This window comes from Paraburkholderia sp. WC7.3g, assembly GCF_050436345.1.
Lineage (GTDB): Bacteria > Pseudomonadota > Gammaproteobacteria > Burkholderiales > Burkholderiaceae > Paraburkholderia > Paraburkholderia podalyriae.
The window spans coordinates 2,082,193-2,104,876 of the sequence record NZ_JBNDMA010000001.1; the positions used below are offsets into that span (position 1 = coordinate 2,082,193).

General features: G+C 62.3%; 20 protein-coding genes and 3 pseudogenes. 6 read left to right on the top strand and 17 right to left on the bottom strand.

Annotated features, from left to right (window positions below; translation table 11 throughout):
• The first annotated feature begins 268 nt into the window (after positions 1–268).
• Both OKW43_RS09595 and OKW43_RS09600 read left to right on the top strand, forming a co-directional pair.
• Entirely contained in the window at positions 269–661 is a 393-nt protein-coding gene (locus tag OKW43_RS09595; protein ID WP_187634052.1) for an MAPEG family protein, read from the top strand.
• A 908-nt stretch (positions 662–1,569) separates the two neighbouring features.
• The gene (locus OKW43_RS09600) at positions 1,570–2,289 is read left to right on the top strand and encodes a hypothetical protein (protein ID WP_429446830.1); all 720 of its coding nucleotides are present in this window, start codon (positions 1,570–1,572) and stop codon (positions 2,287–2,289) included.
• 116 nt (positions 2,290–2,405) lie between these two features.
• On the opposite strand, the gene OKW43_RS09605 is transcribed toward OKW43_RS09600, so the two are convergent.
• From OKW43_RS09605 to OKW43_RS09670, 14 genes and pseudogenes are all read right to left on the bottom strand, one after another.
• Entirely contained in the window at positions 2,406–3,386 is a 981-nt protein-coding gene (locus OKW43_RS09605) for a phosphatase PAP2 family protein (RefSeq protein WP_429446832.1), read from the bottom strand.
• A 145-nt stretch (positions 3,387–3,531) separates the two neighbouring features.
• Positions 3,532–4,608 (bottom strand): TadG family pilus assembly protein, encoded by a 1,077-nt coding sequence (locus tag OKW43_RS09610; protein ID WP_429447371.1) that lies wholly within the window; start codon positions 4,606–4,608, stop codon positions 3,532–3,534.
• Between the two features lie 31 nt (positions 4,609–4,639).
• Positions 4,640–5,089 (bottom strand): TadE/TadG family type IV pilus assembly protein, encoded by a 450-nt coding sequence (locus OKW43_RS09615; protein WP_429446834.1) that lies wholly within the window; start codon positions 5,087–5,089, stop codon positions 4,640–4,642.
• A complete protein-coding gene (locus tag OKW43_RS09620; RefSeq protein ID WP_429446836.1) occupies positions 5,086–5,970 on the bottom strand; it encodes a tetratricopeptide repeat protein in 885 nt (294 codons plus the stop codon). Before OKW43_RS09620 ends, OKW43_RS09615 begins: the two co-directional genes overlap by 4 nt.
• Positions 5,971–6,014: 44 nt before the next feature.
• Entirely contained in the window at positions 6,015–6,962 is a 948-nt protein-coding gene (locus OKW43_RS09625) for a type II secretion system F family protein (RefSeq protein WP_429446838.1), read from the bottom strand.
• Positions 6,959–7,945, bottom strand: a complete 987-nt coding sequence (locus tag OKW43_RS09630) for a type II secretion system F family protein (protein WP_429447373.1) — start codon at positions 7,943–7,945, stop codon at positions 6,959–6,961. The genes OKW43_RS09625 and OKW43_RS09630 overlap by 4 nt, the downstream gene beginning before the upstream one ends.
• Positions 7,942–9,390 carry a CpaF family protein gene (locus tag OKW43_RS09635; RefSeq protein WP_429446840.1) on the bottom strand — a complete coding sequence of 483 codons (1,449 nt, stop codon included), beginning with the start codon at positions 9,388–9,390 and terminating at the stop codon, positions 7,942–7,944. The genes OKW43_RS09630 and OKW43_RS09635 overlap by 4 nt, the downstream gene beginning before the upstream one ends.
• Positions 9,390–10,616 carry an AAA family ATPase gene (locus tag OKW43_RS09640; RefSeq protein ID WP_187634059.1) on the bottom strand — a complete coding sequence of 409 codons (1,227 nt, stop codon included), beginning with the start codon at positions 10,614–10,616 and terminating at the stop codon, positions 9,390–9,392. Before OKW43_RS09640 ends, OKW43_RS09635 begins: the two co-directional genes overlap by 1 nt.
• A 14-nt stretch (positions 10,617–10,630) precedes the next feature.
• Positions 10,631–11,065, bottom strand: coding sequence for a CpaD family pilus assembly lipoprotein (locus tag OKW43_RS09645; RefSeq protein ID WP_376776343.1), 435 nt, complete (start codon positions 11,063–11,065; stop codon positions 10,631–10,633).
• Between the two features lie 13 nt (positions 11,066–11,078).
• Positions 11,079–12,512 carry a type II and III secretion system protein family protein gene (locus tag OKW43_RS09650; protein WP_429446843.1) on the bottom strand — a complete coding sequence of 478 codons (1,434 nt, stop codon included), beginning with the start codon at positions 12,510–12,512 and terminating at the stop codon, positions 11,079–11,081.
• An 8-nt stretch (positions 12,513–12,520) separates the two neighbouring features.
• A complete protein-coding gene (gene cpaB, locus OKW43_RS09655; RefSeq protein ID WP_429447375.1) occupies positions 12,521–13,543 on the bottom strand; it encodes a Flp pilus assembly protein CpaB in 1,023 nt (340 codons plus the stop codon).
• A 52-nt stretch (positions 13,544–13,595) separates the two neighbouring features.
• Positions 13,596–14,132, bottom strand: a complete 537-nt coding sequence (locus OKW43_RS09660; protein ID WP_187634062.1) for an A24 family peptidase — start codon at positions 14,130–14,132, stop codon at positions 13,596–13,598.
• 73 nt (positions 14,133–14,205) lie between these two features.
• Entirely contained in the window at positions 14,206–14,385 is a 180-nt protein-coding gene (locus OKW43_RS09665) for a Flp family type IVb pilin (protein WP_187634063.1), read from the bottom strand.
• Positions 14,386–14,642: 257 nt separating this feature from the next.
• A pseudogene (locus OKW43_RS09670) lies at positions 14,643–14,853 on the bottom strand (FAD-dependent monooxygenase); the annotation flags it as partial.
• Between OKW43_RS09670 and OKW43_RS09675 the strand changes: the two are divergent.
• From OKW43_RS09675 to OKW43_RS09690, 4 genes and pseudogenes are all read left to right on the top strand, one after another.
• Positions 14,852–15,110, top strand: a pseudogene (locus tag OKW43_RS09675) (LysR family transcriptional regulator); the annotation flags it as partial. The pseudogenes OKW43_RS09670 and OKW43_RS09675 overlap by 2 nt on opposite strands.
• Before the next feature lie 370 nt (positions 15,111–15,480).
• Positions 15,481–15,681, top strand: a pseudogene (locus OKW43_RS09680) (hypothetical protein); the annotation flags it as partial.
• A gap of 261 nt (positions 15,682–15,942) precedes the next feature.
• Positions 15,943–19,566 (top strand): AAA family ATPase, encoded by a 3,624-nt coding sequence (locus OKW43_RS09685; RefSeq protein ID WP_429446845.1) that lies wholly within the window; start codon positions 15,943–15,945, stop codon positions 19,564–19,566.
• A gap of 56 nt (positions 19,567–19,622) precedes the next feature.
• Positions 19,623–19,880: a DUF4242 domain-containing protein gene (locus tag OKW43_RS09690; protein ID WP_026226125.1), complete on the top strand. Its 258-nt coding sequence runs from the start codon at positions 19,623–19,625 to the stop codon at positions 19,878–19,880.
• A gap of 402 nt (positions 19,881–20,282) precedes the next feature.
• On the opposite strand, the gene OKW43_RS09695 is transcribed toward OKW43_RS09690, so the two are convergent.
• The 3 genes from OKW43_RS09695 to OKW43_RS09705 form a co-directional block, all read right to left on the bottom strand.
• Entirely contained in the window at positions 20,283–20,627 is a 345-nt protein-coding gene (locus OKW43_RS09695; protein WP_376776350.1) for a phage integrase central domain-containing protein, read from the bottom strand.
• Positions 20,624–21,712: a fatty acid desaturase gene (locus OKW43_RS09700; RefSeq protein WP_429446847.1), complete on the bottom strand. Its 1,089-nt coding sequence runs from the start codon at positions 21,710–21,712 to the stop codon at positions 20,624–20,626. Before OKW43_RS09700 ends, OKW43_RS09695 begins: the two co-directional genes overlap by 4 nt.
• Before the next feature lie 160 nt (positions 21,713–21,872).
• The gene (locus OKW43_RS09705) at positions 21,873–22,661 is read right to left on the bottom strand and encodes a CDP-diacylglycerol diphosphatase (RefSeq protein WP_429446849.1); all 789 of its coding nucleotides are present in this window, start codon (positions 22,659–22,661) and stop codon (positions 21,873–21,875) included.
• Positions 22,662–22,684 lie beyond the last annotated feature (23 nt).

A 22,684-nucleotide genomic window follows, 5' to 3' on the forward strand; every position in this document is an offset into this window, starting at 1 on the left:
GCTGGCAAGCGGACGTTTCAAAATGGCTTTGACATGGGAGCGTTGCTTCGACTCGCGCGAACGGTGAGCCTTTGCGGGGGCCACTGGGGAGGCTTGGCGCCCAGGAAGGTCACGACACCAGACTTGACCTGCCGGCATATCATCGATCCGCACCCCGCCGACGGACGCGCCGATGGAGACGTTATGAACGGTGTCCGCACTGTCACTCACCATCGCCCGCAAGGCGTCCCGGAATCACTGATTTCGACTGTCAAGCAAGGAGTATGGAATGAACAGCATCGCACTGGCCTGCACCGGTGTCCTCGGTTTGCTTCTCTTCGTACTTGGACTCACCATCACGGTCGAGCGCTTTCGCGTCGGGCTGCTGAGCGGCTACGCGCCTGAACCGGACCGGCTGCTAACCAAACTGGTTCGCGCTCACGGCAATACCGCCGAGTACGCGCCGTTCTTTGCGGTGCTATTTCTGTATCTCGGCTCTCAGAATCCGCCTCACTGGCAGCTCTGGTGCATGGCAGGTGCAACGGCCTGCCGCTTGCTCCTGGTGGTTTCGCTACTTGCCTGGCCCACCATGTCGAAGCCCAATCCGGCCCGTGCTATCGGGGCGTCGGGAACCTACGCGTTCGGGGTGGCCCTCTGTATCGCATTGCTCGTTGGCCGTTAGCCCTCCGGCCGTGTCGTGTCGTTTGTTCGAAGAGGAGAGGACACCATGAAACTGGAGCGACGACCCCCCGCCGACACGTGAGCGTCGGCAAAGGCAGACAGGACTGGCCGGGTGCCATCCGACGGCGAAGGCCCGCTGTTTGAGGGTAGCCGCCGCTCGAATGACCGCGTGACGGAGATAGCGAACGGCAGATCATGGCCGCGTCCGGTCCCACAGTGACCCACTCAGGTCGACCCGAATCGGACTCGTCGTCGCAGTCTCATCAACGTCTGCATCGTGACCAATCGCATCTGTTTCGGGCAAATTCCATGCATGAGAAATTGTCCTATCCGGGGATGCGATTTGGGCTTGGATCTGGGATTCCATGCCCGCCCAGCTTCGACCCATCGTTTGCGCTCTCCCTCTCGATCCGCTCCGAAAAAAATAATTGAGCAAGGCTCTAAGATTTCGGTGGCCGGTGCCGATAAGACCAGTTACAAGTCCCCCGCCAGACGAGGCTACCCAATGCCCCTCGATTTTATCGCCAGCCGCCCGATCCGATTAAAACGGGCTCTCGTCATTCTGATTGGCTGTGCAGGCGTACTCGCCAGTCTGTCGATTTGGGGCCGGGTGCCCGCCGATGTACTCGCTGACGCGGATAGAGAGGTCGCCCACTCTGGCCCCGCGTTAGCGAGCACCGCGTGTCCGCTCGAAGGAGCGGTTTCAAGGGACGCTCGCGGTACCTTTCTCATGTGTTGGAAACAGGTCTGGAGCAAGCCGTAAGCGCTACTCCCCTATCCCTATCGGCGTCTCTGGCGTAACGTACGTGACCGAAACTTCGGTAAGGGAGCGTTTCGGCCGGGTTTGTCAAGGCGCGCCTCGCTCGATCGAAGTGATTGTGGCAAAAACACAAACCGGATTTTTTTGCCATGAGTAGTCCGCAAACGACTACTTATACTTTCCGGACCTCGTTCTCCGAAGTGCGTCGCATGCGACAGGAATGGCTCGAATATCTTCAGCTTGTTAGCTGGAACAACCCGATAGCGTTGGCGTTGGCGTCAAGCGCGGTCGGCTCCGTCGTGACGCTCGCATGGATCTCCGCGAAAAATGTCAGGGAGCGCAAGTCTCAGCGACGCGATACAGCGCTGGAACTGGCGTTATCGTTGGAGAGCTACGCCCGAACATGCCGGACGATTATGCATAAGGCCGCGTGGGCGGCGACAGAGCCGGCCGACTCGAAGAGCCCTGAAGCGGTCAAGACGGTGTCCGTTGCTGCTTTTGGCTACCCAGACAAACTCCAATGGAACGTCTTGAGCCGCAAGGTCGTTTCCGAACTACGCGAGTACCCGGCGACAGTGCACGCAGCCCGGGAGTATGTGGAAGCGTTCCGGGAATTCGGCGAGCCGATCGAACTTTGCGGTCTCGTTGAATACGAATGTGCGAAGGCTGCAATGGCCGCGTTAGTCCTTGCCCGGGTCACACGCCGACGCCACGGAGCCGCGTCGTGGAAGCCGGGCGCCAAAGATTCCGCCATGGAGCGCGAACTGTCCAAATTTATCGCGAGCGCTGAAGAAAATCGCACGACGTCGCGTCGAATGGAATCTACGGTTGCTCGGCGAGTTGACGCACAAGCGTTCAAACAGGCCTAAACGCCTGAAGACATCGAAATAAAAAGGAAAGCGAGTGCGTCAGACTTCTCGCGACCCACAAGCGACGCTCACCTTCCTCCAGAGCGGACACTCATGAGGTGCACTCACATTGCACCTCAGCCGGCAGTCGCATCCGCAGTCGCCTTAAAAGGCGTGTGGCTCAAAACGCGTGCCGTCAGGGCAAGTTTCAGGATATAAATGGTCACGAGCGCCAGGGTCAAACCACCGAATACGTCTACAAGATAGTGTCCGCCTTGCGTTGGCGTTGAGATTACCATCGTCGCATTAAGCAAAACAGCAAAGGGAAATAGAAATATAGTCCGGCGAAGTGAGTATGCGAAGAAGACGGCCAGTGCGGTATGAAATGAGGGAAACGATACGAGGCCTTGTATCCGGAGGAGGTCGAACTTAACAATCTTTCCGTTTCGAAGAAGATCGAAGTCGGACACCGTCGCCGACGTATTCGGATCGGTGATGTTGAAATGAAAAAAGGCGCTTGCAGCTGGAAAGGGTGTCGAGATAAGAAGGAGCAGCGCGCTGGAAAGCATCAGAAGAAGCACGAAGCCCGATAATTCCTCACGGCGACCGAGTACGCCCAATACGACCGGGACTCCTATCAATTGCCATCTAGCACTATCGTAAGCGAATGCAAGAATCTGCTGAATGACGGCATGCGAATGTACCCAATAGTAGACGCTTGGCCAATCAAAGCCGAGCGCACGATCGAAGCGGACGAGGCTTTCGTCCACTAACGATGCGTTGACCGTTACGGACAGATAGGAGAGAACGCCCGCAACCGGTACGAAGCAAAGCAGCAGGGCCATCCAGGCGAGCGTGCGTGCAATTTCCTCATAACGGAACCTTTTTGTGACCTGCCTATAGCGCGGAACTGCCGCGATGGCTGCTAAACCGACCGCCGAACTCAACAAAAGCGAGAGAGTTTTAGCGATCAGCAGAATGCCATCCTCCCGCACCGAGCAACCACTCATATAAAGCCACGCAATATCAATCATCGAGAAAAGTAGTACGACGGCTAATCCGAAAAGATATTGCCTCCCGGGCACACAATAGGTTTGAGCTACCGCACGGTTAATCATTTTTTTTTTGTGAAATCGACGCTGGCTTTATTTTCGTTTCTCAACGGAGAGACCGACGGGAGAGTTTTCGTATAAAACGCGTGGGCGCGCATTAAGGATCGCAGTGGCTGTAATCTGCCGACCACAGGAGTGAACGAAATTCCGCTCAGAACGCGAGACGCGGCGCGACATACCCGCCATAGTTCTCCGTCGAGACGCCTGTTCCCTGGGTCGGCATCGTGTAGCCGGCTACGAAGTGCCCCTGGATGTACTTGCCGCCCTGGTCCGCACCATCGATGTGAAAAGCGGCGAATGCGATGATCGGGACGAATGTCTTGTTCTCGATTTGCCTGCTGACTGGCATGAGGACGGTCGTTGCCGTGGGAATGTTCTTGTAGACAGCCGCCTTGACGCCCGGGTCGATGTAGATGCTATCCCCGATCGACAGTGAGGTCGGATTCCCGTTATCGATCAAATTGACGACCGTCGGCGTGTCGTTGGCGACCACGAGAAACGATGTCCACTGCCCCGCCTCGCAAGAAGCGCCATATTCCTGGCCGTTGCCGACCTCGAACTCGTAAGGCTGGCCTGCCGCGTCGACCTTGGGCGCATTCTTCGTCGAGTCCCAATATTGGTTGTATACGCATTGATCCATGACCATGGGAAATAGCGCTCCGGCAGGCACCGCGGAAGGCGGCGCGATAACCGCCACGGCCGTTGCGCTGTCGGCCGTCGTCGGCATGCCGAGCAGCGTGCCGAGCAGCAGGTGCACGAGGCCGCCGTTGCTCGTGGCATTGCGGGAGATCGTCACCTGTACCGCGGGTTCCAGCAATTGGCCCGCCGGCGCCGGCAGCGTGACCTTGCCCGGCGCGAGCAGCGTGGGCGACGACGCGGCGACGTCCCAATATCCCGCCGTGACCGATCCGCTCGTAAGCTTGACGCCGTCCGACGTATTCAACGCAACGGCCGCCGTTGCGGACGAGGCCGCCCCCGCCCAGTTCGGTCCGCTCGTGCTGCCTCGTGAGAGCGCTCCGGCGCCGGCGAGCGCCGCCGCATCAGCGCCGTTTTGCAATTCGCCGCTGACCGTGAAGACGCGCGGCAGATCGATCGCAAAAGCCCCGATGATCAGCAACGCCGTGAACGTCAACAAGAACCATAGCGTTACCGAACCGCGCTCTTGCGATCTCGCACGCACGCACGGGGGTAGGCGCTCGTCGGGGCGCACGGATGCCCGGCAAAGCATCGCGGCCGCGGCTTGGCGGGAACGCACTCGCTTATTCACAGTTTTTCACCGCGACGGCCTTCACCGTAATAGGCCCCGTTATCACACTGAATGCCGAGCCGAGCACAACACCGTTGTAGGTATAACTGATGTTCACCTGCAGCGGATTGCTGCTGCCGGCCGATGCGCAGCCGCCCGTCGGGGTCACGCTCACGGTGGGGGACGTGGCCGTGCCGCTTGTCACCAGACTGTTCTTCGTATAGGCAAGCGCAACATTCTGGATCTGGGTTTGCGTATAAGACGGCACGCGCAGCACGACGCCCTGGCGCGCCGCTTCCCCCGCGGCATTCGTGATCACGGCCTTGTCGCACAGCACCATGCTCACGTCGACGATGCCGAAGAGCACCATCAGCAGGAACGGCGTTACCAGCACGAACTCGAGCGAAACGCTGCCGCGCGCGTGAACGCGGGCACCGGAGCCGGGGCGCCCGCGCCGCTTCATTGGAGCACTCCGCGAGCAGCGGCACTTGCTGCCGACACCGGCCGTGTTTCCCCCACGCCTGCGACACCCGCAACGCCCGCGTCGCCTGCATCACGCCTGGCGGTGACCAGACGCTCGCGCAGTTGCCGGTAAAAGCGCAGATTGTCGTCCGCCGATTCAGCCGGCATGTCAGTCACCAGGATGCGCCTCGCCGCCTCGCTGTTGCCGAGCATCCCATACGCCAGCGCGAGGTTTTCGCGAGCCTGCGGCGGCGCGTCAGGCAAGCCGGCGATATCGAGCAGCACATTGGCGCCTGCGCGCACATCGCCGGCCAGAATGAGCGACAAGCCGAGATCGGCCTTGAGACCCGCAACCTCGGGGTGACGCTGCAAGGCTGCGCGATAGACCGCCTGCGCTTGCGCATGCTTACCCTCGAGATCCAGCGCGGTGCCAAGCCCCTCGGCCGCTACCGCCTGGTCCGGGTGGGTTGCGGTGAGTTCGCGGTAGCGCTTCTCGGCCTCGTCGAGCCGTCGCTGGCGCAGAGCGACGCGTGCGAGCCCGAGCACGGCGCGCGCATCGTCCGGCGCTACGGCCGCAACCTGCCCATATAGGACGCCCGCGCGCGCGAGATCGCCACTCTGGTACATCGCATCGCCGAGGCCGAGCTGCGCAGCTTTCGATTGCGGGTCGATCTTCAGCACTTTTTCGAAAAGCGACATGGCAAGCGGCGTATCGCCGGCCTCAAGGGCGCTTTCGGCGACATGCATGTCGGCCTGCGCATCTGGCAGATAGGTGGCGGCGGCAGGCTGTGGCGTCACGAAGTGATGGCTTGCGCATCCGGTGGCGAGCAGCGCAGCGGCCAGCGGTGCCAGGAGCGCGGCGAAGGCCTTGCGCGCGAGCAACGGATGAGATGAGTTCAATTTAAGCTCCAGAAACCTTGCAGTGCTCAATGGCCGCGAAATACCGCGATGAGTCGAATGACGGCCGGCCCCGCTGCAATGAGCGAGACGGTCGGCATGATGAAGATCATCATCGGCAGCGTCATCTTCGGGGCGAGCTTCGCGGCCTTTTCCTCGAGCGCGACCATCTGCATGGCCCGTTCGGTACGCGACAGGGTGCGCAGCGATTGAGTGACCGGTGTGCCGTACTTTTGCGACTGCACCAGTGTGGTCACCAGTGCGCGCATCGTGGACAGACCCACCCGAGCCGACATCGCGCTGAGTGCCCGCGCCGTGTCGCTGCCGATACTGAGTTCGTCCGCGGTCACGGTGAACTCATCGGCAAGCGGCGGGCAGATAACGCGCAGCTCGCGCGCCACGCGCTTGATGGCAACGACGAGACTATTGCCTGCGTTGGTGCAGACCACGAGCAGGTCGAGTGCGTCGGGCAGTGCGGCGGCGATCGCCTTGCGACGATGCCGGATGAAGAATGCGAGCGCATATTCCGGCAACATCATGCCGATGACGAATGCGCCCGCCATCAGCAGCGCGCGAATCGTAAAGTTCTGGCCGACTTGGGGCAGATGCCCGCCGAGGGCGATGGCGCCGAGCGCGAGACAGGCTCCCACGACAATCTTGAGCCCCGACATGACGGCGATCGCGCGCCGGTCGCGAAATCCCGCGCTGGCAAGACGCATGGCCACTTTGGCGCGGTCTTCGGCCTGCACGACAGGCAGCCGTTCGCCGAGCGCGGCGATCCGTTTGGCGAAGCGCTGCGGCATGCGCTTCGCGGCGTCGGCCATCGCGCTGTTGTCGACGCCCACGCGGGCCACGCTTTGCCGTGTGCGCTGGGCAATGCGCGCGCGCTGGCTCTTGTCGCGCAGGACCAGCCACAGCGTGAAGCCCGCGAGCAGGGCGAGCAAGGCGGCATTGCGCCAGAAGTCGGCGTTCATCATCGCGAGGTGTCCAGGTTCGAAATCTTGTTGATCGACCACAGCCCGATCGTGAGCAGCACGGCGGCGAGGGCGAGAATCTTGTGTCCGGCCCGGGTATGCGTGAGCGTGTCGAGATACGGCCGATTGGCGATAGAGATAAAGCCCATGAGCGCGAACGGAACGGCTGCGATCATCTTGCTGGCGAGCCGCCCTTCCGCCGTGAGCGCCCTGCTCTTTGCGCGGATATCGCGCCGCATGCGCACTATGCCCGCGAGGTTCTCGAGCGTATCGCCGAGATTGCCGCCCGTCTCGCGCTGCAGGACCAGGCAGACCGAAAAGAACGAGAAGTCAGCGAGTCGCAGGCGCACCGCTGCCTGTTCGAGCACCTCCTTCAGGTCGGCGCCCACGAGCAGCGCATCGCCCATGGTGCGAAATGTCGTGCGCACCGGCTCCTCGCTTTCGACCCCGGCCACGCAGATCGCCTGCACAACGGGAATACCTGCGCGCACCGCGCGAATGATGAGGTCGATCGTATCGGGAAAAACGGCGAGAAAGCGGTTCCTGAAACGCGCGATCTGCCAGTGATAGGCCCAACGCACGACGAGAAAGGGGATTGCGATGCAGGCGAGCACGCGCAGCACGGGCCCCACAGGAACGAACGCAGTGGCGATCACCGATGCAATGAGTGCAGCGAAAGCGACTAGATAAATCGCGCGAACACCGCCCGGGCCGCTGACGGTGCGTATGCGTTCATGCCAGGCCGAGACGACGGCGAAGAGCGCGTCCTGGTCGGCGAGGCTGCGCTTGGGGTGCAGCAACTGCTCCTGAGGACTCGCGTCGCGCTCGGCGAGGGCGGCCTTGCTTTCGTCGCGCACCCCGGCCACACGTGCGCGGATGCGCGTACCCGCCTGCTGGCGCGCGATGCCGCGCAACGCGTGCACGATGAGCCCCCCGACCATGAAGGCGAAGAAGGTGCCCAGGCCGATGACGTCCGCAGGTCTCATGATTGCATCGCCGTGAGCAGCGCATCTTCGAGGCCATAGTAGGCAGCGCGCTGGGCGAACACTGGACGCAGTGACGAGCATTCGAACGTGCCGCGTACCTGCTCTTCGTAAGCGGTTCCGTTGTAGCGGAACGTGAACAGATCCTGGGTGATGACGACGTCGCCTTCCATGCCCGCGATCTCGGTCACATGAGTCACGCGCCGCACGCCGTCGCGCATGCGTTCGATTTGCACGATCAGATGAACGGCGCTCGCAATCTGCCGCCGGATCGACATCAGCGGCAAATTGCCGTTGGCCATCATCACCATGCTCTCGAGGCGCGTGATCGCATCGCGCGGCGCGTTCGCGTGGACCGTCGTCATCGATCCGTCGTGGCCCGTATTCATCGCCTGCAGTACGTCGAATGCTTCCGTGCCGCGCGTCTCGCCGAGGATGAGCCGGTCCGGGCGCATCCGCAGCGCGTTGCGAACGAGGTCCCGTTGAGAGATTCCGCCAAGGCCTTCGCTGTTTTCGGAGCGCGTCTCGAGGCTGACGACATGCGGCTGTTGCAGTTGCAGCTCAGCGGCATCCTCGATCGTGACGACGCGCTCGGTTTCGTCGATAAAGCGGGAGAGCGCATTGAGCAGTGTTGTCTTGCCGGAGCCCGTGCCGCCCGAGATGACGACGTTCAGGCGGGACGCGGTTGCGATGCGTAGTACGTCCACCATCTGCGTGGAGATATTGCCTTGCTGCGCCATCCGGCCGAGTGTGATGTTCCGTTTGGCGAACTTTCGGATCGAGATCGATGCGCCGCGCAGCGCGATCGGCGGCAGCACGACGTTCACGCGGCTGCCGTCGGCAAGACGTGCATCGACCATCGGGCTGCTTTCGTCGACGCGCCGCCCGATTGCCGCTGCGATGCGCTGCGCCACGTTGATGACGTGCGCGTTGTCGCGGAACTTGAGCGCCGTCAGTTCAAGGCGGCCGCCGCGCTCGACGTAGACCTGGTCCGGTCCGTTCACGAGAATATCGGTGACGCGTTCGTCAGCGAGCAAGGGCTCGATTGGCCCGATGCCGAACATGTCGTTGAGAATCTCGTCGACAACGAGCGTCTGCTCGGCCAGCGTCAGCGACAAACGCTCGCGGGTGGTCGTCTCGGCTGCGATCTGCTCGATGCCCGTGCGTACCTCGCTGCGCGACATCATGAGCGCCGCCGACATGTTCATCGACGCAAAGACGGCCGAACGAATCGCCCTGAACGTCTCGGAGCGGATCAGCGCTTCATTGCGGTCCGCGGCCGAGTGGCTCATTGCTGCGGGTGTAGCGCTCACCGAGGCCAGCGGCGTCTCGCGCTTGCTCGCTTCCGGCTCGGCGGCCGCGGAGCCGGCGACCGCCACGGATTCTCGAGGCTCATCGTGATCGGCGAGCGACGGGCTCGTCGAGAGGGGGGTGCGCCGGCCGAACATCAGCTCACCTTCCTCGTGGGCAACAGGCGCTTGTACCACGGCTCGCGGGCCACTGCCGTGTCGCTGCCCGTGATCGCATTGGCCAGCGACACGATGGCCGCGGCGAACGGCGAGCGATGCGCGTGGGCAAGCGTTCCAGCCTCACCGAGGTTCTCAGCGAGGGCAAGACTCTGCGGCTCGTAGGGCAGCGAATGCACGGACCCGCGTGCGAGCGCGTTGACGAAATCGTCCTCGCGAACGCGCCCGGACACAGGCTGCTGTGCTTCGTTGAGCAGCACCGTGATGGCGGGTGCGTTGTCGAGGTTCTGTGCGAAACGGCAAAGCCGCGCAGCTTCGCGCGCCGAATGCACCGAGAAGTCGGCGACGACGTGGATCGTCGAACTGCTATCGAGGGCTTCCTCGACGATTTTGCCCGCGCGTCCAGGCAGATCGAGCATGATGTAGTGGAAGTGATGCTTGAGCATCGTGACAAGCTCGCTCAGCGCGCCCGTGCGCAAAGCGAATTCCTGGTTGTACGGGAGCTCCGCTGCAAGCACGAGAAGACGATCGCTCTGGGCAACGAAAGCCTGATTGACTAATTGCTGGTCGAGCCGCTGCGGGTTCTGCAGCAATTCAATAAGCCCGTTGTTGGCGGCGACGCCGAGCATCGAGGCGGCCGCGCCGCCGTACGGATCGAGATCGACATAAGCGATCCGGCGCCGCGTCGTGTCGGCAAGATGAGAAGCAAGTGCGGTGGCAATTGTCGTGACGCCGACGCCGCCTCGCGCGCCAACGAACGAGAGCACCTTGCCCATGCGTGCCGACGCGCCGTCGTCGATGGCCGTCAGCGCGCGCCGGACGAGTTCGGCGGTGAGCGGCTTGACGAGATAGTCCTGCACGCCGATATGCAGCAGGCTGCGAAAGAGCCCTACGTCGTTGCGCTCGCCAATGGCGATGACTGCAACCGAAGGGTCGACGACCTCGGCGAGCCGCGTGAGGTCGGAAATCGGCATCGTCGATCCCGTCACATCGACGATCAGGTGGCGCGGCGACTCCTTCAGTGAAGTCATGATCCCTATCGCATCGTCGAGCGAACCGAGCGTGACGTGCGAGGTCGCGATGCCCTGATCGACGACAACGCTGTTGACGACCTCGATGCTTTGCGCGTCGGAGACGACGGCGATGAGTTTCTCGGCGCCGGACGGTTGTGCCCGGCGTTTGAGGATGTTCGATTCGAAAACGCCCATGTGTGCAATCTCCGTTAGCGAGATCCCGACGACGAGCCCGTCGTCGAGTTCGACGAAGATGACGAAGAACTCGAATAATCCGAGTTCAACGGTTTCGCCCGGTCTTCCTGGTAGCGCCGTACCGCGCTCGCGGCGAGTGGCGCGTCCGCGCCCGCGTAGGGCACGGGCGCCACGAGGTCGGCTGGCCGCGCGAGCATCGCGGCCAGGTTCGAGTAGGTCGCGCAGCCGAACGCCACGCCGGGCCGCGCCTGGCCCGCATCGAGCATGCCGGAGCGCTGCGTGAGCGTTTCGCACGCCGGCGGCGTCGCGCGTCCGCCGTCCCCGGGCGTAAAGCCGATCACGGATGGATCGGGCATGCCGAGCGGCGGCCGCGCCGACATGCACGACGTGAGGCAGGCGCTCGCCACACCGGCGAGAACGGTGGCAATGAGGGAGAGCCGAGGATTCATTGTGGTCTCCATATCAATAGACGAAGCCCGCAGCGCCAATGAGGCGGGGCGAATTGCCCATAAGCGGGTCGATCGAAAGCGACTGGCGCACGGCATATTCGATGTCGCTGCTGGGGGTGGTGACATCGTCCAGCGCGCCGCGCAGCCGGCCCGGCCCCGTCGGACCGACGATATACGGTGTCACGATTACGACGAGCTCCGACTTGTTGTTCTGGTATTTCGTCGACGAGAACAGCTTGCCGAGAATGGGCAGCCCGCCGAGGCCGGGAAGCTCGGAGACCAGGTCGCTCGTCGAACTCTGCAGGAGTCCGCCGATTGCGAAGCTCTGCCCGCCTGACAGCTCGACGGTGGTTTCCATGCGGCGCACGGTCAGCGCCGGTACCACGATCGAGTTCAGCGTGATGCTATTGCTCGGATCGATCTGGCTGACTTCAGGCCGAACGGTGAGGCTGATGCGGTTGTCGGCGAGCACGGTCGGGGTGAAGTTCAGCGCGACGCCGTAGGGTTTGTACTCGATCGTGATCGTGCTCGTCGTGCCGCTCTGGGGCACGGGGATCGGCAACTCACCCCCTGCGAGGAAGCTCGCCGTCTGACCCGACATCGCGGTCAGGTTCGGTTCGGCCAGCATCGTCAGCAAGCCTTCCTGGTCGAGCGCGTCGAGTACGCCTTCGATCGTCGTGCGGCCGGCCTTGAAGCCGCCCACCACCGAGAACGCACCACCGGACGGCAGGTTGAAGAGATTCGTCGTCGCGTCGAAAATGGCACGCCCGTTGAACAGCCCACCGAAGAAGTTGCCGCTCGCGCCAATGGCATTCCAGTTGATGCCGAGCTGCTGCGTAATGTTGCGATCCACTTCGGTGATGCGCACGCGCAGCAGGACCTGGATCGGGTGTGCGATCGAGAGGCGGTTCACGAGTTGCTCGTTGGCGTGAAGATACGGTTGCAGCGTTTGCACAATGGCATCGGCATCCGCCGCGCTCGGTACCGCGCCAGTTACCATCAATGAGCCAGGCGCACCCGACACGGTGACCGCGAATTTGGGGAAGCGCGCGTCGAGAAGACGTTGAATCGAAGCGGTATCCGTCGACACACTGATCGTCTTGCGGAGAATTTCCCGATTGTTCGGCCCGATTGCAAAGAGTGTCGTCGTGCCGGACTTCTTGCCGAGCACGAACACCGAGCGCGGCGTCGGCACATGGACATCGGCAACGCTTGGGTCGGCGACGAACACGGCAACGGCGGGCTGCGGCAGCTGGAGCAACGTGCCACTGCCTGCCGCAACTGCCAGCACATCGGCGGGCTCGCTCGCCCATGCCGCCCCCGCACCGAGGCCGCAGAGCGTGGCAATGACAAGCAGCGCGGCGCAAATGCCGGTGACGGCAGGACGGCCGGCTGCACAAAGCAGCGCGCAGCGCGAAAACAGCTTGCCGTGTGTGAGGCTGAACATGTGTCGTCCTATGATCCTGCGGAGATGGCGGGAGCCGCGTCGGCGCGTGCGGGAGCGGCGGGCGGCGTGCCGGTGGGCAGCGGCGGCACGCCCGGCGCGCCCATCGACGTGCTGCCGGGCAATTCGCCGTCTACCTGGTCGACCTTCGAGCCACGGTAGATGACGACATGCGGCGTCGGTGCCGGTGTTTTCGCCGAGTGCGACTCTGCCGGTGCGCTCACTGCGCGCAATGCGCGTGAGACATCTCCGGCCCACACGGGACGTGTGTGCGTCATGGCGACATCCTCGACGTCCGGCGTGTGCCGGTCACGCGTGGCAAAACTGCGCAGCGCAAGCGAGAGCGTGCCGAGGTGAGCCGCGACCGTGATCGTCTGGGCGCTCGCCGGCGTGACTTCGATGGTCACGGTGCGAGCGGTCGTGCTCGGGGCATTCGTGCTCGACGCGCTGTCGTCATCCTTCGGACGACGAAACGCTGTGCCGACCGCCAGCACGCGCACACGCTCGGCGACCGTTTCCGATTCAACCGCACGCGCGGGGTCGACCCGGGCGCCTATTTCGGCCCGCATCTGCTGGGTCAACAGGATGTCGACATAATCGCCAGGCTGAATGAGTCCTGCATTGCCCGACACGTCGTCAACGGCAACCGAGATCGCGCGCATACCAGGCTTGAGCGCAGCCGCAAGAAATCCGGGGGCGCTCGGCAAAATCACGTCGGCAACGCCAAGCGGCGTCCCCGCGCGTACCGCGTGCCGCAGTAGATCGCCCTTGAGGTCTTTTCCGTCGCTGCCGTTGGAGGCTTCTTCGATGAGCGCGCCTGCCGGGACCTGGTCGCTCGGCATCGTTTTCCATACGAGGTCCACGTCGCGCAACAGCAGTCCGTCCGGCAAATCGTCGGCTGCGGCGCGCAAGTGCACCATCGACGATTGGTGGGCCACGCGCGGGCTCGATGCCGAAATGTACAGCGCGCGGATGATGAATGCGCCAATTGCGGCGATGACAACGAGCGCGGCTAGCTTGATGAAGTTTTGCATATGGGCGGCGTTGTATTCAGGCAAGCGGCGCACGGCTCGTGCAGCAATAACCTTAGGTGAACTCTCCGAATAGTCGAAACACGGCGAGCGTCGTGCGATGACCGGCTGTGGGCTGCAGCAAGACTGCGACGATGCCGCCCAACGCGAGCGCGACGCCATACGGGACGCCCCGCGCCGGTGCAATCCAGCCAAGCCGCACGCTCACGCCCGCGAGGGAGGGAATTCGCTGCATGCCGGCCACTGCGAGCACTGCGAGGGCAACAAGCAATCCGCACAACGAAACGACCACAAGCACCGGCCAGGATTCCGGCCCCGCCCAGAGAAAGACCGCGGCGGCGAGCTTCGCATCGCCGCCGCCGAGCCAACCCAGTCGAAACATTAATGCAGCCACGGCAAGCGATGCCGCGCCCGCGGCCACATGGATGTCCCATGAAGCAGGGCCGAAACCGGCCATGGCGGCGTTGACGAAATACAGGGCGGCAAACGCGGCCACGGCGGCATTGGGCAGACGCCGCATGCGCAGATCGGAACTTGCCAGCATGATGAGGGTCACGCAGGCACCTGCTTTCACTACACCGGGGGCTATCATCGTTTTCCGAATGTGCCGAGGAAGGTGATCTCCGGCTCACACCTGCTCGTGCTGAGCCGGAGCATCACGACCACTAGATTGCGTTGGTTGCGTTCGTGAGCAGCTTCTGGAAGACGGCCTGGAAGCCCGTAGTGCCAGACAGGAACGTGCCGAGTGCGACCAGCACAGCGACGATGATGCCGCCAAGAACAGCGTATTCCAGCGAGCTGACACCGCGCTCGTCGCGCGAAAGGGAACGGATAAAACGCAGCATGAGAAAGACTCCTTGTTAAGTAACGCCTGCATAACAGGCTTGCTACGCCGATTGGCCACGAAGGAGGACCGACTCATCCCCCAAACCCGTCTAACGGCAATTGGCCGGCAAGCTTTAGCCCATCGCGCGCAAACTGGGATCCGGTGTGACGCCCTACCTCGATGCTTATCGTATTTCCGGTCGCAGCAATGCGATTCATTGAATAGAGGCGTAAAACAGTTCCAGTTTTTGCCTTATAAAAGCCTTTCAGGCCGGACGATTAGGGCATGCGCGGTAACGCCGATCAGCGTCACGCGGCCTTTGCTCCAGCGGCCGAGGGGGGCGATGGACCAGGCCCCAGCGCTGACTGATCGGCACAACTGTGATCATGTACACGACGGCCGGATGCCAGTTCTTGAATAGGCGCAGTTGCTGGCCCTCGCTGGCGGGCATGACCCAGTCGCGCGACGGCCACGGCGATGGATGACGGCGCGGCGTACGGCGTCAGGTGCGACTGACGGTGCCGCACTTCATGAGCGTAGGCTACATCCTGCAACGCACCGATCTGGCCGCCACGGTCCCGGAGCGACTTGCCTTCAACTGGCAACCCCTTTCTCGCTCAGCCTGCGCGCGTTGCGCATACACGAGTCCAGCAGGACGAAGGCAATCGCTGGCTGCGCGGGGTAGCGATCGATCTGTTTGCGGACACGGCAACGCATGTCCGCAAGGCAGGGGCAGCAAAAGAAATGACACTCAGGGGCGAAAGGCCCGGGTGCCTCTGTCGCAGCCGATCGAGGCAACCGGGCGCACATCCAAGGCTTCGGTCGATGCTGTTGAAATCATGGGTCGCTTTACCCTTACCCAAGGGCTGCGAGCGGCTTGTAGGCCGATCTGAGAGGTCGATTTTTTGCTGTTGCTCGACAAACCGTATGTCGCGACTTTTTCAACAGCATCGGCCAACTACGGCCGTTCGGCCACGCTCGCAGTCGGACATTCGAACGCCGGCTCCGCCCCAAACAGCGGACCTTCACCGCCTACGCTGGCTCGTAGCGTTGTCGGCCATCAAGGACATTCGGATCTCGGCGAGTACGACCTACCGCGAATGGCCGGTCTAGAACACATGCAAAGCGACGCACGAAGGCATCACTGACCTACCGACGTAGAAAGAGTCTGCGAGCCGTTCAATTGCTGCTTGGCCAAACCCGCGTCGAACGCACCGTTGGACATCCGGGTAAATCGACCATGCACTGGAAACGTTCGAACAGGCCAATGTATGACGTACAAAGTAGCGATCGGCTGGGGAGATCCCTGGCTTAGGGCCAGCTTCGGACGCGGGCCTGCACGTCAAGACGGGCATTCGAACCTCGGCTTCGCGCCGATTGTGTGGGGAGCCCCGCATCGATACTCGCAAGGTCGCCACGCGGCGTATGTTCGATGCTCTTACTTAAGCGATGCCGCCGCACGCGCCTAACGTTCCCGTCGCCTAATCAGGCAATCGTTGGAATGCGCGCGAAGTGCATGGACAAGTAGCGTTACCTCGCCGATCATAGTCTTGGACGGTATGCCAGATATCCAGCGATGACCGACGACATGACAACGTGGCTGGTGCAGATTGGCCTCGGTGGACACGCTGCGAAGTTCGCCTCGGAAGGGATCGATTGGGATGTGCTCGGCGATCTTTCCGATGACGAGTTGAAGGAGCTTGGCCTGACGCTCGGTGACCGCAAGCGGCTGGCGAAAGGGCTCGCTGCACTGACCGACGCCCACGCACGATCGCTCGGATACGCGAAGGAACGAGGAGAGCGGCCTTCGGTGTCTACATCCGCAACCGTCGAGGCCGAGAGACGGCAGCTCACCGTGATGTTCGTCGACCTGATCGATTCGACGGGGCTCGCGGAGCGATTCGATCCCGAGGACATGCGGCGCCTGCTCGGTTTCTATCATCAAGCCTGCGCAAGCGCGATCGAAGCTCATGAAGGTCACATCGCGCTTTACCTCGGTGACGGGCTGCTCGTTTATTTCGGCTATCCAAACGCGCACGAAGACGATGCCGTGCGCGCAGTACTTTCCGCTCTCGCCGTCGTCGCGGCGCTTCGCGAGGCCAACGATCGCATCGAAATTGAGCACGGCGTACGCCTGCAGTTGCGTATCGGTATCGAGACGGGACTTGTCGTCGTCGGGGCAATTGGCGCTGGAGCCACGCTCGATCACCAGGCGATCGTCGGAGAGGCCCCAATCGTCGCCGCAAGGCTGCAGTCGCTCGCCCCGCCCGACGCAATCGTCGTGGGCCCGGCCACGCAACGCTTGATCGAAGGATCGTTCCTGCTCGAAAACCTCGGTTGGCAAGAACTGAAAGGGATTTCGGGTCCGGTTCAGGTCCAGCGCGTGCTGGCGCAAACAGATGCGATCGACCGCTTTGGAGTCAGGGCGGGCCACCGCATGACACCGCTGATCGGACGGGCCGCGGAACTCGAAATGATCCGGCAGCGCTGGAAGCAGAGCGTTGACGGCGAGATGCGCTGCGTGCTGTTGATCGGCGAGCCGGGAATCGGAAAATCCCGCGTGTTGCGAGCATTCGACGATAGCATCAGTGGAGACACCCATGCGGTCATTTCGCTCCAATGTTCCGCGTACCATCGCAACAGCCCTTTTTGGCCGGTATTACGCTGGCTACGGCGCGTCTTTGGCCTGGCATCCGACGCGCACGGCGCTTCGGACCCCGAACGGCTTGAGGCTGGAATCGCAAGCCTCGGAGTCGATGTCGACGAAGCGGTTCTCGTACTCACAACGTTGCTGGAAATTCCGGCTACCGCGCGCCATCCTGCGATCGACGCCTCATCGCCGTCATTTAAACGACGGACGCTGGACGTGCTCGTCGCCATCATCGAAAGCTCGACGCGCATTCAGCCGGTGCTCGTCGTTGTAGAGGACGCGCACTGGATCGATCCGTCTTCGCAGGAGTTCGTTCGGCTGCTGCTCGAGCGACTGGTGGCCGCCCCGCTGTTTGTACTGCTCACGGCGCGGCCCGAGTTCGAACCAGGATGGACTTACCCTCATCAGGTAAAGGTCAATCTCGATCGGCTTTCGCGCCGTGATTGCATCGCGATGATCGAACGGCTGACCGATGGAAAGCGGCTTCCGGATCTCGTACTCGATCAGATCGTCTCCAAAACGGACGGCGTGCCGCTTTTCGTCGAAGAACTTACGAAGACCGTCCTGCAGGGCGATTTGTTGCAGGATGCTGGCATCAGCTACGAGTTGAAAGGAACGCTGCAGACAATTGCGATTCCGGACACGCTGCAGGGCTCGTTGCTATCGCAGCTCGACCGGCTGGAACCAACCGTCAAGGAAACTGCCCAGATCGCAGCCACAGTGGGGCGGGAGTTCGGCAGAAAGCTGCTTGGCCTGATTACCTCGAAGCGAGAGAACGAACTGCAGGAAACGCTTGACTGCCTGGTCGCAGCCGAAATTATCGTTCCCGCTTCGGGTACGCCAGCGGAGAGAGACGTGTATCTGTTCCGGCACGCGCTGATCCAGGAGATCGCGTACCAATCCCTGTTGCTTGCGAGGCGCCGCCAATATCATGCGCTGATCGCCGCCGCTCTGGAAGACCATTATCCGGAAGTCGCGGAGCGGCAACCCGAACTGATTGCTCAGAATTTGACTGCGGCCGACCTGCCGGATCGTGCAATCGGCTACTGGCAGCGTGCGGGAGAACGGGCGCTTTCGGGCGCGGCCTACGAGGAGGCTATCGCTCACGCGCAGCGTGGGCTTGAACTGATAAACCGATGTTCCTGCAGTGATCAGGATCGGGCAGCCCACCAGGTGCCTCTGCTGCTGACAAGGGGCGGAGCGGAGCTCAGGTTGGCCCGCCGCGAGGCGATAGCGACCTTCCGGCAGGCGGCGCAAATTGCCCGCGAGCAGAACCTGCCGTCGTTTCTTGTGCAGGCGGCGTTGGGGTTCGACACCGCCGAGACGTTCCTCGAAGGCTCCGGCAAAGCCTCGCTTTCTTTGCTCGAAGAGGCGCTCGCCTTGATCGGCACCGAAGAGTCGGTCGAACGCTGTCGGCTGTTGAGTCGACTGGTCCGCACCGTTCACATGACCGGTGCACGTGAACAAGCTGACGAACTGGTTTTGGAGGCTGTTGCTCTAGCCAGGCGCCTGAACGACCTGCCGAGCTTGTTCGACGCATTGGTGTGCGACATGATGCATATCGGGGCCCGCCCTTTGCCTGCGGACAAGTTCGCGGAGCGTGAAGGCGTGTTGCAGGAGTTGAGACAGATTGCAGAAGCTCTCGGTGACGCACACACCATAGGTCACGCATGCGCTCGATGTCTCGCCGGCTACCTGGAGATCGGCGAGGTGGAGCGCTTCGAGAGCGCACTCGAAAGGTATCGGCAGATTGCCACCAGTGGGCAGCACTTCGTCGACAAGTGGTGTGTGACGGGTGCGCAGGCGATGCGGGCCATACTCGTCGGGGACTTCGCCGTGGCGGAGCAGAAGGCGCGAGAGTCGTTGCAGATGGCGCAGACCGTCGACGCGACACTGGCAACGGGCGTCTACGGCATGCAGATGTTCACGATACGCCGCGAACAAGGCCGGCTTGCCGAGGTAGCGCCGCTCTTCAAGCGGTTCGTCGACGAGCATTCCGAAAACGCTGCGTGGCGGCCGGGGCTCATGTTGATCTGCAGCGATCTCGGCTTCGAATCACAGGCCCGCGACAATCTCGATCGGCTCGCGGAATCGGAATCCAGCATCCCCGTCGACAGTAAGCGGCTCGTTACGTTGACGTATCTGGCGGAAGTTGCTGCGCGACTCCGGGACATTGAGCATGCCGAACAGGTTTATGGACTTCTCCTGCCGTTCAGGGATCAGGTCGTCACCGTTCCTGTTTTTACGCTGTGCTGCGGATCTGCGGCACGGTATCTCGGCATGCTCGCACATGCTCTGGGCGATTGGTCCGCCGCCGAAGATCATTTCGAATATGGCCTGCGCATGGACGAGCGCTTGCGGGCGTGGCCTTGGCTCGCGCACGGCCGGCACGAATTCGCGCTGATGCTGGCAGCACGCAATCGCATCGAAGATAGAGCACGAGCGCAAGACCTGCTCGCCACGGCGGCCACCGCAGCCAACGAACTGAAGATGTTCGCTCTCGTAGAGCGCATCGGTGGCGCTCAGACAAGCACAGGGCACAGAAACTAGCACACGGCTGCATGTTTCGAAGCGCAGCGATGCAGCCACTACTCAAGGAGGGCCCCATGCCACGTTTTATGATTGAACGAAACTTTGCGGAACAGCTGGAGGTCACTGGCGAAAGTGCGGGTGCCGTGAAACGGATCAACGACGAGGAGGGCGTCGAGTGGCTCTTTTCGTTTCTCAGCGCGGACAAGAAGAAGACTTATTGCCTATATGAGGCGCCCAACGCCGAAGCCATCCGCGCTGCGGCACGTCGGGCGAACCTGCCGGCCGATGTGATCATTGAGGTGAGCGACTTGCGGCCAGAAATGTTCAGTTAGAGGGCTAGGCGCGAATAGCACCGTTGTGTCGCGAGGACGATGCAACGACAGGAGCGCCGCCCGCGTCATCGGGCAACAGCAACAACGCTGGACCGAGTGACCCGATTCATAACAAGACAGCCCTGACAATTTGCCTTAATGCCCGAAACCGCCGGGTTGAGCCGTCGCGGACCAGGCACCGAAGGGCGGAAAAGGCCTGGGACATGCCCGCAGTTGAGGAGGCGCGGATGGCCGTTGTACGTTTGGAAGCCGCCACTGATGAGGAGCTTCGTCCGCTGGCCGAGATGTGTCGAAACGGTGAGTTGGTGGATGCCAGAAGCGGCCGTCCCGCTGCGCGGCGCCGTCACCGTCGGCAACCCGCCATATTGCTGACGTCCAAGGGAGTCTCGTCCAACGTCGGCCTTATGCAAAGCTTTCCATAAGGCCGAATTGTGCGCATAGCTTGTTCGGCAGATTCCGGAGTCTTCCTGCCGATGCGGTTGCAAGGGCGCGCCTTGCGCACGTGCCCTCGGCCTTGCGTCCATCGGGCGCGAGCGCTTTTCGCCTGGCAATCGATTGCATCAGGTCATAGACATGTGCCACCTTGATGTCACGAACCGGCATCGCGCCGAGTCGCGAACCCTTCACGTAGCGCGTAAGGAAGCGCGTAGCCTGACCGTGATAGTACGCGGTCCAGTTCGCACTGTTGTCATTCAGCCATTCCTCGCAAACAGGCCAAAGCGTGTAAATCGCGGTCGGTGAGCTTATACGGCCTGGCTCGCGGCTTCGCGTTCAGCAGGAGCGGATCGGTGAGCATCATGGCGAGCTCCGTGAGGGACAACTACCATGAATTTTGCCCGCAATTTACCTGCAAAACCGGCGGAAGCTGGCGGATTTTCCCGGAAGTCTGTGCACCAGGTGCCACCGACCGGATGCGCGATCGGAGCCAATGAGAACAGCTTGACCCATTCGTTGTAACCCTTCACCAGAAAGCCTCCGGAGCGATCGATGTACTGCTGGCGGGAGGCTTCATAGACCCCCCGGAGTGCAAACCACGGCACCTGCGGCAAGTCATGATGAACCAGATGGTAGTTGTTGTTCAGAAACAGCAACCGCCACAACCATCCCGCTTCATTGATGACCGTGCGATGCGCGGGTTCCTGCGCGACCCGATGCTCATGAAACGAACGCACGGATGCAAGTGCGAGCGAGCCATACCCCGCACCGACGATGAACACCCACGCCGGTATCCCGCACACCTGCTGCAACCACGCAGTGAGCACGACCAGCGCGGCGAGATGCGCAAGCCATGCGGGCACGTCGCGCCAATCGCCGTCGCGAATCTTGCCAAGCGCTTGCGCACCGCTTGCGGCAATCGAAAACGCTGGCCCGACCAGCAATCTACCGATCAACGTATTGCGGAAAACCAGCAATGCACGCATCGCGGTTCCCGCGCATCGCCACTCCGATGCGCTCAAGAAATAGCTTTCGGGATCGCTGCCAGGCTCGGTCAGGTGCGCATCGTCGTGATGACGCAGATGCGACTCGCGATACACGTGATAAGGAAACCACACCGCGAGCGGCGCGAAACCGAGCAGTGCGTTGACGAATCGCGCGCGCGTCGGATGGCCGTGCAGCAGCTCGTGCTGCAACGACATGTACCATGCGCCGAATACGGCCAGCAACGCGGCTGTCAGCGGCAGACCCAGCACACGCGCGTGCGTGGCGACGCAGATCCAGCCGCCGTAGATCGCGACGATCAGCACCCATGTCGGCCATTGCGTGCGCCAGGTCCGGCTCGCCGCCAGACGGTCGATGTCGTTGCGCTGGGTGTCGTCGAGATAGATCGCCATCGTTGAATCGGTCCGGATGCGGGTTCCAACCCGCGGTTTCGATTCGCAGGTTCAGACCGATCGTACGGGGCAATGCGGCGCGCCCGAACCATTTTATTGAGCAATGCATCTGCGCCAGCGTGGAAAAGCGGCCCCGGAAAGCGCGTTTCCGGCAAACCGCTCAATGATCGCCCGCTACCCCGCACGCGTGATCGAGCAGACCTTCGGCCGTGCCACTGCCGCCATCGATGTGGATACCGCTGTTGACGATCAGCCAGCCATCCTGAGTCGCGGACGGTCCCGCGCCGGTGACGAGAATCGTTTGCGTGGCCATCGTCGCCGGATCAGGATTGTCGCGCGCGACGATTTTGAACGGGTTGTCGGCGCCGCTCAGCGAGCTCACGCGCATGATCCTGTAGCGCTCGCCATCGAGCGTGTCCCAGCGCCATTGCCCGGGCGTGTCGTGTGCGTGATTCGCGAGTGCGGCGCTGACTTCACGCCGCAAGCAGTCGATGTGGATATGCAACTGGTTTTGCGAGCGACGATATTCGGAGTTGATTTCAAGGCCGAGCTGATCGTCGGGCAACTCGCGTTTGACCGCTCGCTGCACGTAATGGCGCGAATCCCACGCGTCGCTCCAATAGTTCCTGGCATCGGGCGCGAGGATCGACGGACTTTCGATGCCGGTGATGCGATCGGTCGGCATCAACAGAAACTGCGAGCGGCCGAGAATATCCTTCAGGACGACATAGCGTTTGTCGAGATCGACGACCGTGCATTGATCCGGCGTGCCGGTGGCCTGCTGCGACGGCACGCAGCGGACGTCGACGATCTTCCACAGCGCGTTGGAATCGACCGTCGCGAGGCGAGCGCAGGCGCTCGCGGCGAGAGCGACCGCGACAACGGCGCTGAAGTGAACGACGCGGCGCGTGAGGCCGCGAATTGACAGGGCGGTGGCGGGTTTCGTCATCGTCGCTTAGGGTGAAGTTCGGT